Source organism: Cellulomonas fimi ATCC 484, from assembly GCF_000212695.1.
Lineage (GTDB): Bacteria > Actinomycetota > Actinomycetes > Actinomycetales > Cellulomonadaceae > Cellulomonas > Cellulomonas fimi.
On sequence record NC_015514.1, the window covers coordinates 2,749,584 to 2,764,975 of the forward strand.

Annotated in this window: 14 protein-coding genes; 5 read left to right on the forward strand and 9 right to left on the reverse strand. The window is 77.1% G+C overall.

Annotation, left to right across the window (positions count from 1 at the left end; all coding sequences use genetic code 11):
- Nucleotides 1–12 precede the first annotated feature (12 nt).
- Nucleotides 13–1,197: a winged helix DNA-binding domain-containing protein gene (locus CELF_RS12520; protein WP_013771631.1), complete on the forward strand. Its 1,185-nt coding sequence runs from the start codon at nucleotides 13–15 to the stop codon at nucleotides 1,195–1,197.
- 64 nt (nucleotides 1,198–1,261) lie between these two features.
- Here the strand turns inward: CELF_RS12520 and CELF_RS12525 are convergent, their stop codons facing one another.
- Entirely contained in the window at nucleotides 1,262–2,251 is a 990-nt protein-coding gene (locus CELF_RS12525) for a stage II sporulation protein M (protein WP_013771632.1), read from the reverse strand.
- A 66-nt stretch (nucleotides 2,252–2,317) separates the two neighbouring features.
- Between CELF_RS12525 and CELF_RS12530 the strand changes: the two genes are divergently transcribed.
- On the forward strand, nucleotides 2,318–3,148 hold the full coding sequence (locus CELF_RS12530; protein ID WP_013771633.1) for an RDD family protein: 831 nt from the start codon (nucleotides 2,318–2,320) through the stop codon (nucleotides 3,146–3,148).
- A gap of 61 nt (nucleotides 3,149–3,209) precedes the next feature.
- On the opposite strand, the gene ahcY is transcribed toward CELF_RS12530, so the two are convergent.
- The 5 genes from ahcY to CELF_RS12555 all read right to left on the reverse strand — a co-directional run bounded on the left by ahcY (nucleotide 3,210) and on the right by CELF_RS12555 (nucleotide 7,275).
- Complete coding sequence (gene ahcY / locus CELF_RS12535) at nucleotides 3,210–4,697, reverse strand: adenosylhomocysteinase (protein ID WP_041553484.1); 1,488 nt, start codon at nucleotides 4,695–4,697, stop codon at nucleotides 3,210–3,212.
- Between the two features lie 180 nt (nucleotides 4,698–4,877).
- Nucleotides 4,878–5,081 carry a Trm112 family protein gene (locus tag CELF_RS12540; protein ID WP_013771635.1) on the reverse strand — a complete coding sequence of 68 codons (204 nt, stop codon included), beginning with the start codon at nucleotides 5,079–5,081 and terminating at the stop codon, nucleotides 4,878–4,880.
- Complete coding sequence (locus CELF_RS12545) at nucleotides 5,081–6,553, reverse strand: phosphomannomutase/phosphoglucomutase (RefSeq protein ID WP_013771636.1); 1,473 nt, start codon at nucleotides 6,551–6,553, stop codon at nucleotides 5,081–5,083. The genes CELF_RS12540 and CELF_RS12545 overlap by 1 nt, the downstream gene beginning before the upstream one ends.
- Before the next feature lie 73 nt (nucleotides 6,554–6,626).
- A complete protein-coding gene (locus CELF_RS12550) occupies nucleotides 6,627–6,902 on the reverse strand; it encodes a hypothetical protein (protein ID WP_013771637.1) in 276 nt (91 codons plus the stop codon).
- A gap of 1 nt (nucleotide 6,903) precedes the next feature.
- A complete protein-coding gene (locus CELF_RS12555; protein ID WP_013771638.1) occupies nucleotides 6,904–7,275 on the reverse strand; it encodes a DUF3499 domain-containing protein in 372 nt (123 codons plus the stop codon).
- A gap of 170 nt (nucleotides 7,276–7,445) precedes the next feature.
- On the opposite strand from CELF_RS12555, the gene CELF_RS12560 reads away from it, so the two are divergent.
- Nucleotides 7,446–7,973, forward strand: coding sequence for a metallopeptidase family protein (locus CELF_RS12560; protein WP_244851190.1), 528 nt, complete (start codon nucleotides 7,446–7,448; stop codon nucleotides 7,971–7,973).
- 11 nt (nucleotides 7,974–7,984) lie between these two features.
- Nucleotides 7,985–8,839, forward strand: coding sequence for a glycosyltransferase family 2 protein (locus CELF_RS12565; protein ID WP_013771640.1), 855 nt, complete (start codon nucleotides 7,985–7,987; stop codon nucleotides 8,837–8,839).
- 40 nt (nucleotides 8,840–8,879) lie between these two features.
- Here the strand turns inward: CELF_RS12565 and CELF_RS12570 are convergent, their stop codons facing one another.
- Genes CELF_RS12570 through CELF_RS12580 form a run of 3 tightly spaced genes read right to left on the reverse strand, consistent with a single transcriptional unit; the run spans nucleotide 8,880 to nucleotide 14,410 of the window.
- Nucleotides 8,880–10,523, reverse strand: coding sequence for a DUF5719 family protein (locus CELF_RS12570; RefSeq protein WP_013771641.1), 1,644 nt, complete (start codon nucleotides 10,521–10,523; stop codon nucleotides 8,880–8,882).
- Entirely contained in the window at nucleotides 10,520–14,029 is a 3,510-nt protein-coding gene (locus tag CELF_RS21380; protein WP_013771642.1) for a glycosyltransferase, read from the reverse strand. Before CELF_RS21380 ends, CELF_RS12570 begins: the two co-directional genes overlap by 4 nt.
- A 51-nt stretch (nucleotides 14,030–14,080) precedes the next feature.
- Nucleotides 14,081–14,410 (reverse strand): WhiB family transcriptional regulator, encoded by a 330-nt coding sequence (locus CELF_RS12580; protein ID WP_013771643.1) that lies wholly within the window; start codon nucleotides 14,408–14,410, stop codon nucleotides 14,081–14,083.
- Nucleotides 14,411–14,630: 220 nt separating this feature from the next.
- On the opposite strand from CELF_RS12580, the gene CELF_RS12585 reads away from it, so the two are divergent.
- Complete coding sequence (locus CELF_RS12585; protein WP_041553486.1) at nucleotides 14,631–15,380, forward strand: TIGR03089 family protein; 750 nt, start codon at nucleotides 14,631–14,633, stop codon at nucleotides 15,378–15,380.
- The last annotated feature ends 12 nt before the right edge of the window (nucleotides 15,381–15,392 follow it).

Genomic DNA, 15,392 nt, shown 5'->3' on the forward strand with positions numbered 1-15,392 from the left:
TAGCGTGCCCGCATGGCCCTCCTTCCCCCGTTGACCCGGGTCGAGCTCAACCGCGCGCTGCTCGCCCGCCAGCACCTGCTGGAGCGGGCCACGACCGGCACCGTCGACGCCGTCGAGCACCTCGTCGGCCTGCAGGCGCAGAACGCGTGGTCTCCCTACGTCGGCCTGTGGAGCCGGGTCGCGGGGTTCACGCACGACGACCTCGGTGACGCCCTGCTGGACCGGCGCCTCGTGCGGACCGCGGTCATGCGCGGCACGATCCACCTGCTGTCCGCACGCGACGCGCGCGTCCTGCCCACGCTGACGGCACCGCTGTACGAGCGCGACCTGCTGACGAACACGCAGCACGGCCCGGCGCTGCGCACGCTCGACGTCGCCGCGGTCACGGCGCGCGCCCGCACCCTGGTCGAGGAGGAGCCGCGCCCGAGCACCGTGCTGGGCCGTCTGCTCGCGCAGGACTGGCCGGACGTCGCGCCGACGACGCTCGCGTACGCGGCCCGCGGGACGCTCCCTCTCGTCCAGGTCCCGCCGCGTGGGGTGTGGGGGCGGTCCGGTGCGACGACGTGGACGACGACGGACGCCTGGCTCGGTGCGCCCGACGGCACGGTGCCGGACGTCCGCGACCCCGACGTGCTCGCCGCGGAGCTCGAGCGGCTGGTGCTGCGCTACCTCGCGGCGTTCGGCCCGGCATCCGTCGCGGACGTCCAGGCCTGGTCGGGGCTGACCGGGCTCGCGGCCGTCGTCGAGCGGCTCGGCGACCGCGTCGTGCGGTTCGCCGCCGAGCCGGCACCGGGGCGCTCCCGCCCGCGCGAGGTCCTCGACGTGCCGGACGGCCCGCGGCCACCCGCGCAGACGCCCGCGCCGGTCCGGTTCCTGCCGGACCTCGACAACGTGCTGCTCGGGCACGCCGACCGCACCCGGATCGTGTCGGACGAGCAGCGGCGCGCGATGCAGAGCCGCAACGGCGTGGTACCCGGCACGGTGCTGGTGGACGGCGAGGTCGCGGCGACGTGGCGCGTGCAGCGCGACCGCCTCGAGCCGGGACCGGGCAGGCGACGCCGCGAGCGCGCGACGCTCGTGGTCACGCCGTTCGCGCCGCTCGCGGCGCACCACCGGCGCGAGGTCGCGCTCGAGGCGGAGGCCTTCGTGACGTTCTTCGCCGACGACGCGGCGGAGCGCTCGGTCGTCGTGACCTGAGCGTCCGCCCCGCGCCACGCGGCCGTCGTGGCGGGGGCGGAGCGCCGCGGCGGGACCGGTCCGGTCAGCCCGCCTGCGGTACGACGTAGCCCGCGCGGTCGGCCTCGAGGTCGCCCGTCGCCCCGGCCCGCACCGCGCGCCGCCCGAGCACGAGCGTGTACGCCCAGAACGCGGCGAGCACGAGCGCACCGATCGCGACCTTGACGCCCCACGGCAGGTCGGAGCCCGTGACGAACCCCTCGACGACACCCGACACGGCGAGCACGCCCACCAGCCCGAGTGCGACCGTGAAGAAGGCGCGCCCCTCCTCGGCGAGCGCGCGGCCCCGTGTGCGCGGCCCGGGGTCGACCCACGTCCAGAACAGGCGCAGCCCTGCGGCTCCGGAGACGAAGATGGCCGTGAGCTCGAGCAGCCCGTGCGGGGCGATGAGCTGCAGGAACAGCGCGAGCTCGCCGTGCTCGGCCATCATCCCGCCGGTCGCACCCACGCTGATCGCGTTCGCCACCTGCACGTACACGGGTCCGATGCCCGTGATGCCGGACGCGACGCTCTGCGCCGCGATCCACGCGTTGTTCGTCCACACCATGGCGGCGAACCCGGCACCCGGGTCGTAGTACTCGGCGAACGCCGTGTCCACGTACTCCTGCTGGTAGGCCGGCGTGCCCATCGCGGCGAGCGCCTCGGGCTGCGTCGCCACCCACACGCCCGACACGACGGCGAGCACGACGAACGCGAGCATCACCGCGACCGTCCACCAGCGGATCCGGTACAGCGCCGCCGGCAGGTGCTGCCCGACGAACGCGGCGACGATGCGCCAGCTGGGGTCGTGACCGCCGACGATCGCCGCGCGCGCCCGTGCGACGAGCTGCGAGAGCCGGCTCACCGCCTCGGGGTCGGGGGCGGCGGACCGGATGACCGACAGGTCGGTGGCCGCGGACTGGTAGAGGCGGACCAGCTCGTCGGCCTCCGCCCCCGTGCGCCGACGCAGGCGGACGAGGCGGTCGAGGCGCTGCCACGACTCGGTGCGTGCGGCCTGGTAGGCGTCGAGGTCCACGGTGCACAGCCTGCCATCTCGTGGCCCCGGCAGCGGCTAGGGTTCCCCAGGTCGGAGGAGGTGGGGATGGCCACGGACGAGATCGTCATCGGCGAGGGCGTGCTGCTGGACAGCCGCGCGGCGTCGGCGGCGTCCCGCCTGCTCGCGGCGCTGCTCGACCTGCTCGTGCTCGGCGCCGTCCTCACCGGGCTGGGCATCCTGCTCGCGGTGGTGGGACCGGCGGCGGGCACGCCGACGTCGGAGGAGGCGTTCCGCATCGGCTGGGTCGTCACCTTGGCGACGATCACGGTCATCTACCCGACGGTGCTCGACACGCTGACGCGCGGCCGGTCCCTCGGCAAGCTCGCGGTCGGCATCCGGGTGGTGCGTGACGACGGCGGGCCGATCGTGCTGCGGCAGGCCCTGGTCCGCGCGCTCGTGGGCGTCGTCGAGCTGTGGCTCACGGCGGGGTCGGTCGCGCTCATCTGCTCGATGGTCCACCCGCGCGGCAAGCGCGTCGGCGACATCCTGGCGGGCACGTACGCGGTCCGCGTCCGGGGCGGGGCGCAGCAGCGCCGACCGGTCGAGATGCCGCCCTGGCTCGCCGGCTGGGCGCAGTCCGCCGACGTCGCCCGCCTGCCCGACGGCCTCGCGCTGTCGGTCCGGCAGTTCCTCACGCGCGCCCCCCGCCTGCACCCCGCGTCCCGGGTCGAGCTGGGCTCGCGGCTGTCGGCGGAGGTCGCCCAGCACGTCCACCCGGCGCCCCCGCCCGGCACGCACCCCGAGGCGTTCCTCGCCGCGGTGCTCGCGGAGCGCCGCACGCGCGAGCTCGCCGCACAGCTCCGGCAGGACGCACGGGACGCCGCGGACGCGCGTCAGCTGCACCGCCTGCCCCACGGCGTCCCCGACCCGGACTGACCGCGCCGCACGCGGGTCCGGGTGCCGACGCGCGCGCGACCGCCGGACGGCGCCGCGGCGGTCAGTACCGGTAGTGCTCCGGCTTGTAGGGTCCGTCGACGTCGACGCCGAGGTAGTCCGCCTGCTGCGGGGTCAGGCGCGTGAGGCGGACCCCCAGCGCGTCGAGGTGCAGGCGGGCGACCTTCTCGTCGAGGACCTTCGGCAGTCGGTGGACGGACCGGTCGTACGCGTCCGGCCGGGTGAACAGCTCGACCTGGGCGATCACCTGGTTGGTGAACGACGTGCTCATGACGAACGACGGGTGCCCGGTCGCGTTCCCCAGGTTGAGGAGGCGCCCCTCCGACAGCACGACGACGGACCGTTCCGGACGGCCGGTCGCGGGGTCGGCGGGGAAGGTCCACTCGTGCACCTGCGGCTTGATCTCCGTCCGGCGCACGCCCGGGTGCGCGGCCAGGCCCGCCATGTCGATCTCGTCGTCGAAGTGCCCGATGTTGCCGACGACGGCCTTGTCCTTCATCGCCGCGAGGTGCTCCACGGTCACGACCCCGCGGTCGCCGGTCGCCGTGACGACGAAGTCGACCTCGCCCACGACGTCGTCGAGGCGCACCACCTGGAACCCGTCCATGGCCGCCTGGAGCGCGCAGATCGGGTCCACCTCGGAGACGAGCACGCGTGCCCCCTGGCCCCGCAACGCCTCGGCCGCACCCTTGCCGACGTCGCCGTACCCGGCGACGAAGGCGACCTTGCCGCCGATGAGCACGTCGGTGGCCCGGTCCAGGCCGTCGGGCAGGGAGTGGCGGATGCCGTAGCGGTTGTCGAACTTCGACTTCGTGACCGCGTCGTTGACGTTGATCGCGGGGAACAGCAGCTCGCCCGCGGCGGCGAGCCGGTAGAGCCGGTGCACGCCCGTCGTCGTCTCCTCGGACACCCCGACGACCCCCGCGGCGACCCGGCTCCAGCGCTGCGGGTCCTGCCCGAGCGAGCGACGCAGCAGGCGTCGGACGACGAGCAGCTCCTCGGACCGGGTGGGGTCACCCGGCGGCGGGTCCTCGGGCACGGCACCCGCGGCCTCGGCGCGCGCGCCCTCGTGCACGAGCATCGTCGCGTCCCCGCCGTCGTCGAGCAGCAGGTCCGGGCCGCCGCCGTCCGGCCACAGCAGGGCCTGCCGCGTGCACTCCCAGTACTCCTCGAGCGTCTCGCCCTTCCACGCGAACACCGCGGGCCCGGCGGGGCGCGCGTGCGTGCCGTCCGGGCCGACGACGACGGCGGCGGCCGCCTCGTCCTGCGTCGAGAAGATGTTGCACGACGCCCAGCGGACCTGGGCACCGAGCGCCACGAGGGTCTCGACGAGCACCGCGGTCTGCACGGTCATGTGCAGCGAGCCCGTGATCCGCGCGCCCGCGAGGGGCTGCGCACCACCCAGCTCCGCGCGCAGGGCCATCAGCCCGGGCATCTCGTGCTCGGCGAGCCGCACCTGATGGCGACCGGCCGCCGCGAGCCCGAGGTCGCGCACGCGGTACCGGTCGGGAACCTCGCTGAAGCTCGCCATGCGCACCTCGCAGCGTCGACGGGCCACCCTGCCCGCTCCCATCGTGCCCCACGCTCCGCCGACGTGTCGGACGTCGCGCGCGACGGAGGGCCGCGTCAGGCGGCGCACGGCATGCGCCCCCTCAGGCGTAGCGGGTGCCCGGCGCGGTCGGTGCCGGCGAGCGCGGACCGCGCCCGGTCGTCAGGCGCGGGGAGCCGGCCGCGCCTCGTCGGCGAGAAGCACGGGGATCCCGTCGCGCACGGGGTACGCGAGCGGCTCGTCCGCCGTCGAGACGAGGAGCGGCTCCCCGTCCGGACCGACCGCGTCGACGAGCGTCGCCCCCGAGACCGGGCAGCGCAGCAGGTCGCGGACCCACGGCTCGAGCGGATGTGCGGTACCGGTCATCAGGACCCCTCCCCCTGGCGGACGAGCGCCAGCACGTCGTCCCGCACCTTCTCCATGATGTCCTCGTCCGCGGCCTCGACGTTGAGACGCAGCAGCGGCTCGGTGTTCGAGGCGCGCAGGTTGAACCACCACTGCGGGTGGCCGTCCCAGTGCGAGACCGTGAGGCCGTCGAGCTCGTCCACCTCGACCGGCCCGGCGCCCTGCCGCGTCACGTAGGCGTCGACGACGCGGGCGCGCGCCGCCGCGACGTCCTCGACGCGTGAGTTGATCTCCCCGCTGGCCACGTACGGCTGGTACTGGTCGGCGAGCGCGGACAGCGGGTGCGGCTGGCCGCCGAGGGCCGCGAGGACGTGCAGCGCGGCGAGCATGCCCGTGTCCGCGAAGAAGAACTCCCGGAAGTAGTAGTGCGCGCTGTGCTCACCGCCGAAGACGGCCCCGTGCTCGGCCATCTCGGCCTTGATGAACGAGTGCCCGACGCGTGTGCGGACCGTCGTCGCGCCCGCGGCCCGGAGAAGGTCCGGCACGACCTGCGAGGTGATGAGGTTGTGGATGACCGTCGGCGTGCGGCCCGCCGCCAGCTCGCGACCGGCCTCGCGCAGGCCGACGAGGGCCGTGATCGCCGAGGGGCTCACGGGCTCGCCGCGCTCGTCGACGACGAAGCACCGGTCGGCGTCGCCGTCGAACGCCAGGCCGAGGTCGGCCCCGTGCTCGACGACCGCGCGCTGCAGGTCCCGCAGGTTCTCGGGCTCGAGCGGGTTCGCCTCGTGGTTGGGGAACGTGCCGTCGAGTTCGAAGTACAGCGGCACGACCTCGAGCGGCAGCGCGGGCAGCCCGGCCTCCGTGCCGAGCACGGCGGGCGCGGTGTAGCCGCCCATCCCGTTGCCGGCGTCGACGACGACCTTGAGGGGCCGGATGCCGCCGAGGTCGACGAGGCTGCGCAGGAACTGCGCGTACGGCGCGAGCATCTCGCGCGTGCCCACGGTGCCGCGCTCGCCGGCGGCGACCTCCGGCACGCCCTGCGCGAGGTAGTCGCCCGCGAGCTCGCGGATCCGCGCGAGGCCCGAGTCCTGACCGACCGGACGCGCGCCCGCACGGCACAGCTTGATGCCGTTGTACTCGGCCGGGTTGTGGCTCGCGGTGAACATCGCCCCGGGGACGCCGAGGGACCCCGACGCGAAGTACAGGCCGTCCGTGGACGCCAGGCCGATCGTCTCGACGTCGACCCCGCGCGCCGTGAGCCCGTCCGCGAAGGCGGCGACCAGCTCCGGCCCCGACGGGCGCATGTCGTTGCCGACGACGACGCGTGCGCGACCGTCCGCCTCGGGCAGCACCACGACGTCCGCGAACGCGGCGCCGATCGCGCGCGCGACACGGGCGTCGAGCTGCTCGGGCACGACACCACGCACGTCGTAGGCCTTGATCAGGGCGGACAGGTCGACGCGCTCGGGCGAAGGGGTGGTCACGCCCCGCATCGTATCGGCGCGCACGTGCAGCGGGACGGCCGACGACCACCGGCGGACGTGAGGCAGGCCACGCGCGGACGGCTCAGCGGTCGTCGCCCGGCACGACCTCGTCGCGCGGCAGCGGCGTGCCGTCCCCGTCCAGGGCGAACCAGCCGGTCCGCTCGCACGACGGGCACGAGACGAACACCGCCGGCCGTCCCGACGCGAGCGTCATCCGGATCCGGGTCAGGTTCGTCTCGCCGCACTGCTGGCACGCCTCCGTCCCGGGCGCTACCGGGCCTCCGGCCTGGCTCAGCGACCCCAGCGGCTCCGCGGGCCGCGCGTCCCGGCGGCCCGACTCCCCCCGACGTCGCGGCACCTCAGCCCTCGCCCCGCAGCACCCGCAGGTGGCCCCGGCGCGGCGCGTCGGCCAGCGCGTCCGCCACGGGCTCGGGCGCCGGCGCGGGCGCCGTCTGGCGACCACGGCCCGCCTCCCGGACGGCGTCGGCCAGCGCGAGAAGGTCGTCGCGGCTCGGTGCCGCAGGGGTGAAGTCCGGCGTCAGACGCACGACCTCCCAGCCGCGCGGGGCCGTGAGACGCTCGGCGTGCTCCACGCACAGGTCGTACGAGTGCGGCTCGGCGTGGTGCGCCAGCGGACCCAGCACGGCGGTCTGGTCGGCGTACACGTAGGTCAGCGTGGCCACGGCGGCACGGCCGCACGCCGTGCGCGAGCACTGCCGGACGGATCTCACGGGCTGACCGTACCGCCCGACGGCGACACCCGGCGTCCCCCACGCCGCGCCGCGCCCCCGCACCACCCGGCGGACGGTGCTCGCCGCCCCCGTCCCCCGTGCGACGCGGTCGCCGCGACGGCGCGGCGTGCGGGCCGATCGACCCGAGCGGGCCGGACTACAGTGCTCCCGTGACGTCACAGGGCCCCTCGCACTCCTCGGCCCACCCGTCGCCCCCGGGCCACCGCGGCGTCCCCGGACGGCGTGGCGGCGGGCACCCCGCGGGCGTCGAGGGCGCAGTCCAGCCCGTGCGGCGTCGTGACCGGCGCGGCCGCGGCCCGCGCGGTCCGCTCATGCCGTCCACGATGCCCGCGTACCGGACGCGCGCCGAGCGCTTCGACGACCTCGTCCTCGACGCCGTCGAGCGGCTTGAGCGGCGCTGGCGCCGGCAGCTCGACGGCACCGAGTTCGCGGTCGAGGACGTCCCGCCGTCCGACCCCGCACCGTGGGAGAGCGGCGGCGTCCCGCTCGGCCGGTACTTCCCCGCCGACGCCGGCCTGCCCGCCCGGATCGTCGTCTACCGGCGGCCCGTCGAGTCGCGCGCCGCCGACCCCGGCGACCTCGCCGACCTGGTGCGCGACGTCGTCGTCGAGCAGGTCGCCCACATGCTCGACCGGGACCCGGAGGACGTGGACCCGGGGTACGGCGAGGACCACTAGCCTGTCCGACGATGAGCACCACCACGCCCCTCGTCCGAGTCGTCTGCGTCGTCTACCACCCCGGTGAGGAGCTCGAGCGGTTCGCCCGCACGCTCGCCGGTGCGACGACCTCCCCCCTCGAGCTCGTCGTCGTCGACAACGGCGACGACCACGCGGTCGCCCGGGACGTCGCCGCCCGGCACGGCGCCCGGCTCATGGAGAGCGGGGCGAACCTCGGCTACGGGGGCGGGGCGAACCTGGGCGCCACGGGGACGACGGCGCCGTGGCTCGTCGTCGCCAACTCCGACCTGGAGTGGGCGCCCGGCTCCCTCGACGCGCTCCTCGCCGCCGGCGCGGCCCAGCCGGACGCCGGTGCGCTCGGCCCGGCGCTGCTCAACACCGACGGCACGGTCTACCCGTCGGCGCGCGCCCTGCCCTCGCTCACGCAGGGCGCCGGCCACGCGCTGCTCGGCAAGGTCTGGCCGGGGAACCCCTGGACGCGCGCGTACCGCGCCGAGAACGAGACGACGGGCGACGGGCGCGACGCGGGGTGGCTGTCGGGTGCGTGCCTGCTCCTGCGCCGGGAGGCGTTCGAGGCCGTCGGCGGGTTCGACGACGGGTACTTCATGTTCTTCGAGGACGTCGACCTGGGCGACCGGCTGGGCCGCGCCGGGTGGCGCAACGTGTACGTGCCCGCCGCGCGCGTGACCCACGTCGGCGGGACCTCGTGGCGGGAGCGGCCCGCGCGGATGATCTCGGCGCACCACGCGAGCGCCGCCCGGTACGTGGGCCGCCGGTACCCGCACCCCTACCAGTGGCCGGTCCGCACGGCCGTCACGCTGGGGCTGCGCCTCCGCGAGCGCTCGGAGCTGCGCGCCGCCCGCTGACGCGCGCGCGACGCACCGTCACGCGTGCAGGTCCCCGGAGTCAGCGCGTGCCGAGCCGCTCGTCCTGCTGGACCGCGACCTCCGCGACGCCGCTCGCGGCGGGCACCGGGGCGAGCACCGAGAGCAGCACGCCGTCGGTGCGGGTCACCTCCGCGACGACGGCCCACGCGAGCGAGCCGCCACCGACCTCGACGTCCACCGCCCGCACCGTCCCGGCCCGTGTCTCCTGCGCGAGCTGGGACGTGGCGGTGAGCACGTCCTCGCCCTCGAGCAGTGCGTCGAGCCGCCAGGCGCCCGTCGTGCCCGCGGCGAGGGTCACCCGACGCTCGGCGAGGACCGTGCCGCCGTCGCCGAGCAGCCGCAGCGTGGCGGACGTGGACGCCCCACCCTCGACGGAGTCGGCGTCGCCACCCGCCTCCGGCAGGCCGGTCAGCACGAGCGTGCCGGACGTGCCGTCGGGCACGACGACGACCCCGCCGTCGCTGGGCGTCGCCGAGGGCGCCCAGGCGCGCTCCACGGCGGGCACGTCGTCGAGCTCGCCCGGCTCGCCGGGCCGGGACACCACGGCCGCCGCGACGACCGGCTCCGCGGCGTCGACGACCACGGTCCACGCGCCCGCAGGCAGGCCCCCGAGCGGGACGTCGGTGACCTCGCCGGGGACGAGCTCCAGGTCCTGGGCACCCGGCAGGGCCACGGCGCCGTCGGGCCCGAGCACGCTCACGCTCGCGGACGTCGCGACGTCCCCCGGGACGAGCAGGCGCAGCGCCCCGGCGTCCTCGTCGCCCACCTCGCTCGCGAGCGTCGACACGCCGGGCACCACCTGACGCCTCGACGGGGCCGCCCCCGGGACCACGAGGTCCGTGCCGGCGGGCGTGAACCCGTCGAGGGCCGAGTCCTGCACGTGCGCCGCCACGCGGCCGCCCGTCGTCGCGACGTGCACCGCGAGCCGGCGCTGCTCGGCCGCGATCCCCCCGAGCGGCACGACACGCTGCGTGCCCGGGGCGACGAGGTAGTGCTCGCCCGTCAGGTCGACGGGCCCCGCGGGCCCCCAGATCTCCAGCGTCACCTCGGCCGGCGTGCTGCCCGCGTTGGCGAGCACGAGCTGCGCGGTGCTCGTGAGGTCCGTCGCGCCGCCCACGAGCCACGCGTCCGCGACCGCCTGGCTGCACGACGCCGCGGACAGCCCGCGCAGGTCGCCCGCGGTGACCAGCCCGCTGCTCACGGCGCCCACCCGGGCCGCCGCGTCGCCCTCGGGGAGGGCGCGCACGACGAGCGGCGCGGTCACGTCGTCGACCACGAGCGCCTCGGTCGAGGTCGACAGGTCGCCGACCTCCTGCGAGCCGTCGAGGCTCGTGACGGTGCCACCGCCGTGCGTCGACGCGACGACGGCGGCACCCGTCTCCGGGTCGACGGGGGTCGGGTCGAACGCGGAGTCACCTCGGCCCGCGTCGTCGGGCAGGATCAGCGGGCCCGCGCACACGAGCGTCGTCGCCGACGGCGGGACGGTCACGGTGCCCGGACCGGTCGCACCGTCGACGCCGCCGTCCGCCGGCGCCCGGCCCCCGGCGACGACGACCGCGGCGACGAGCCCCACGACGGCGACCGCCGTCCCGCTGCGTGCCAGCCGTCCACGCCAGGTGCGCTCCTGCACCGATCCCCCGCTCGTCGTCGCGCCGTCGGTCATGACCGCCCCCTGCGGCGGCGCACGGGCAGGGCGAGCAGGCCGGTGACGAGCAGCACGAGCCCCTGCGCCACGAGCCAGGCGGTGCGGTCGGGCGCGTCGACGCGTACCACGAGCTCGCCACCGTCGGCCGGCACCTCGAACGCCTGCCGCCACCCCACGTCGACGGACCGCAGCGGCGCACCGTCGAGCCAGGCCCGCCACCGTGCGTCGGCACGCTCGGCCAGCACGAGCGTGCGGGGGCCGTCGGCTGCGGCGACGGTCGTGTCGACGGCCCGGTCCGTGGACTCCACGGCGACCGCCGGGACGGCCGGGTCGGTGACGTCCGCGCCGACCGGGACGAGCCGCGCCCAGGACGGCACGACGACCGGGGGGACCGCTCCGGCCGGTGCCGTCGCCCGCACGCGCCACAGGGTGCCGGCGGGGGTCTGCGTCACGCGCTCGAGACCCGGGGTCGAGTCGAGCCGCCCGACGAGGTCGTCGCGCTGCGCCCGTGCGGCGCGCGCGGTCCCGGCGTCGTCCGCCTCGGGCAGCGACGGGACGAGCACCGCGGCGACCGCGAGGCCGGCGAGCTCGCCGGCCACGTCCCCGCCGGATCCCGACGCGAGGCGGGCGGCCAGGGCGTCGACCTCGGCGGTCGCCTCGTCCCGACCCGCGGCGAGCGGCGTCTCGAGGTCGCCGTCGACGGACCGCGTGGCCGGGGTCGCGCCGACGTCGTCGAGCCGCGGACCGTCGTCCCGCAGCAGCTGCCAGCCGACGACCGGGTCACCGCCGGCGGCCACCTCGAGCGCGAGCACGCGGGACGCGAGCGGCGAGAGCTGCGCCTGCTGGCCGACCGCGGGCACCACCGCGCGCTCGAGCGCACGGACCGTGACGGCGTCGCCCGCGCGCGCCTGCCACGCCCAGCCGGCGAGCCACACCGTGGGGGCGAGCACCGCGACGAGCGTCAGGACGGCCGCGACCGGCTGGCGCCAGCCGAACGACGCGGCACCGAGGCGCGCACGGAAGCGGTCGACGCCGATGACCGCGGCGGCGAGGAGGCCCGCCCATGCCAGCGACAGCCCCGGACCGGCCCAGCCGTGCGCCGGCCGGCCGCCGTCGAGCGCCACGACCAGGGTCGCGCCGACCGTCGCGGACGCCAGCCCGAGTGCCGCGACGACCCACGCGACGCGGACCGCACGGGCGACCGGGCGGCCGCGCAGCAGGGCCAGCAGGGCGAGCAGGAGCAGCACCGCCCCCGGGAGCAGGGGCCACGCGACCGCGAGGCCGCCGTCGAGCGGCGCCGGGACGAGCGCGTCCGCCGGGCTCGGCAGCCCCAGGAGGCGCGCGACCGGGTCGGCCGGGTCGACCGCGAGCGGCAGCCCCGGGTCGGCGAGGAGCACGCGCCAGCCGCCGAGGCCCCGGGCGGCGGCCTCCGCGAGCAGCGGCCCGGCGAGCACGAGCGCGGGCACCGGCACCAGCAGCAGCCGGCCGCGACGACGCGGGGCGCCGAGCGCGACCACGAGCAGCGCGAGCACACCGGGCACGAGCAGCGCCGGCGCACCGGCCACGACGACGGCGAACGCGAGCGCCGCCGCAGCGGCAGCCGTGATCGAGCCGGTCGGGTCGGACGCCCCGACGAGCCGCGCGTCCTCCGGCACGGCGCCCACGCCGGGCGCGACGCGCTGCGTCGGGACGGTCGGCACGCCACGGACCGGGGTGTCGACCCCCGACTGGTCGACGTCGTCCACGTCGTCGTCCCCGTCGTCGTCCGCGGCACGAGCCGTCACGAGCCCGGACAGCACCTGGTCGACGCGCTGCACACCGGCCGCGCGCGCCACTCCGAGGACGACCCACGGGAGCACGGCGTGCGCGACGACGGGGCCGAGCCGCCCCTGGCCGAGCGCGAGCAGCAGAGCGGGCGCACCCGCCCACACGACGGCGGCCCAGGCGCGCACGCCCACGGACCGCGTCGCCGCACCCGCCGCGGCCCACGCCCCGAGGCCGGACAGCAGCACGCCGCCGAGCAGCAGCACGGCGACGGCCACGGCCGCCGACCCCGTCGCGGCGGTGGGCAGCAGGAGCACCGTGAGGAGGGGGTCCGCGGGCCCGGCGGCACCGAGCCCGCCCGGGACCCACCCGGACGTCGCGGAACGCCACAGCCCGCCCAGGTCCGCGCCCGTGCCGAGCAGCGCCCCGCCGACGAGGCTCGCGCCGCCGGCGCTCGCACCGACGAGCGGCCCGAGCGCGACCGCGGTCACGACGGCCAGCACGGCGACGAGCACCCCGAGCGTCGCCCGCCGGCGCGTCGCGAGCGCCGCGAGCTCGCGCAGCTCGAGCTCCGACGGCGCCCGCACCACCCGCCGGGCCTCGGCGCGCGTCAGGCGCCGGTCCCGGTCGAGCGCCCAGACGTCCCGCCAGCGCGCCTGGAGCGGCCGCAGCGTGCGCCGCGGCAGCCGACGTGTGCGTCGGGCGGTCGCGCGGGCACGGACGACGGCCGCCGGCCGCAGCAGGGCCCCCAGGGGTGCGCGCAGCTCCGCCACCGCGAGCCCCGGCTGCTTCGCGCCGAGCCGCACGAGCGCCCGCACGAGCCCGGTCAGGAGCACCACGAGCGCGACGACCGGGACGACCGGGAGGGCCACGCCCGTGAGCCGCTGGTGCACGGCGGCCCGTCGCCGCGCCGCGTAGGACCGGCGCGGGTCGCCCGCGTCGTCGAGCCCGTCCCCGTCGAGGTCGCGCGGGTCGGGAGCACTCGCACCCCGCAGCCCGAGGTAGCCCGCCTGCGCGTGCCGGACCACCGCGGACGGCACCACGACCACGCGGTGACCGGCGAGCCGCGCCCGCCGCGACAGGTCGGCGCCGTCGCCGAACGGTCCGAGCGCCGGGTCGGTGCCGCCGAGCTCGTCCCAGACGTCGCGGCGCACGAGCGCACCGGCGAGCCCGACGCCCAGGACGTCCTCGCGCGCGTCCAGCTGTCCCTGGTCGAGCTCGCCGGGGGCGACGTCCGTCAGCCGGTGGCCCGCGGGCGACGTGCGCAGCCCCACCTCCAGCAGGCGCTCGGGGTCGGTCCACGTGCGCTGCTTGGCGCCCGCGACCGCGACCGACCGCGCGTGCCCGACCGCCCGCACGAGCTCGGCGAGGGCGTCGGGCGCGGGGGCGCTGTCGTCGTGCAGGAGCCACAGCCACGGCGTCGGTCCGCCGCCGGGGCGGCTCGCGTCGTCCGCGAGCGCGGCGCGCACGGCGTGCCCGAAGGTGCGGGCGCCCGGTGCACGGACCGCGGTCAGCACGGGCCGCGGGCTGCCCGGGTGGCGGGCGAAGATCGCCTCGAGCACACCGTCCAGAGGCTCGCCGTCCGAGGCGTCGACGAGCACGACGCGCGCGGGTCGCCGCGTCTGGGCGGCGAGCGCGGCGAGCGTCGGCTCGAGGTAGCGCGTGCGCCCGCGCGTCACCACGACCGCGGTCACCGGTGTCGTCACCGGGATCGAGGCGGTCGTCGTGGGCAGGTCCACGGGCGGGAGGGTCTCGGTCATGCTCCGGTCATCCTGCCGTCCGGCCCCCGAGGAGCCCGGGAGCGACACTCGTCAGACGACGCGGCGCTTCAGCTTGCGGCGCTCACGCTCGGACAGGCCGCCCCAGATGCCGAACCGCTCGTCGTTCGCCAGCGCGTACTCGAGGCACTCGGCGCGGACCTCGCACCCGGTGCAGACGCGCTTGGCCTCGCGGGTCGAGCCGCCCTTCTCGGGGAAGAACGCCTCGGGGTCCGTCTGCGCGCACAGCGCGCGCTCCTGCCACCCCATGGGACCGTCGTCCTCGGGCGCGCCGAAGAGGGACAGCACGTTGGACGCCGGAGCGGCAGGCTTGTGCGCGTCGGAGGGGAAGGACTCGTCGTCGTCGTCGAGCAGGTGCCACATGGCGTGCCTCCGTGCGGGGTGTTTCGTGCGTCTCGATCAAGGCTCGGCGTGCGGCTCCGGCCCCGGGCCGCGTCGTGGTGCTCGCTCCATGAATCTCTTCTAAGGAATTACACGCGTGTCGTTCGAGGGCGTCAAGCGGAGCCGTGGTAGTTGCCCGGATATGTCGGGGTGATCTTGTGGCACACGGGTGAAGACGGCGTGTCGCGCCTACTCTGAGCCCGTGCCAGCGACGACCATCGCCGACCTGACGGCCCTCCTCACCCGCGAGCCGGGACGCCCCCGGATCACCTGGTACGGCGACGACGGGGAGCGCGTCGAGCTCTCCGGGGCGGTCCTCGACAACTGGGTGAGCAAGACGACGAACCTCCTCGTCGAGGAGCTGGACGCGGGACCCGGCACGGTCGTCCTGCTCGACCTGCCGGGGCACTGGCGGACCGTCCTGTGGGCGCTCGCGGCCTGGCGCTGCGGCGCGACCGTCGGCACCGGCGAGGCCCCTGCGGCAGACGTCGTCGTCACGGACCGCCCGGGCCGTCACGACGCCCGCCGCGCCGCCGTCGTCGCCCTCGCGCTGCCGGCCCTCGCGCGCCGCGTCGACGACCTGCCCGCGGGCGCGCTCGACGGTGCCGCCTCCGTCATGACGTACGGGGACGCGCTCGGCTGGGTGCCCGCGGTCGAGCCGCAGCGGGCGGCGCTCCTCGCCGACGGCGCGCCGGTGACGCACGGCGACCTCCTCGCGCACGCGGTCGGCTCGGCCGACGTGCCCGAGCGGTCGCGGGTGCTGACCGCCGCGGCCGGCGCTGCGCAGACCGTGGTGACGACCCTCGGCGTGCTCGCGTGCGACGGCTCCGTGGTGCTCACCTCGTCCGGTGCGGCCGGACGGCTGCGGCAGGACGCGGACGCACGCGAGCGGCTGGTGGGGACGGAGCGGGTCGACCTCGACCGGCTGGAACCCGGCCTGCCGACCGCCTGACCGGCGGTCACG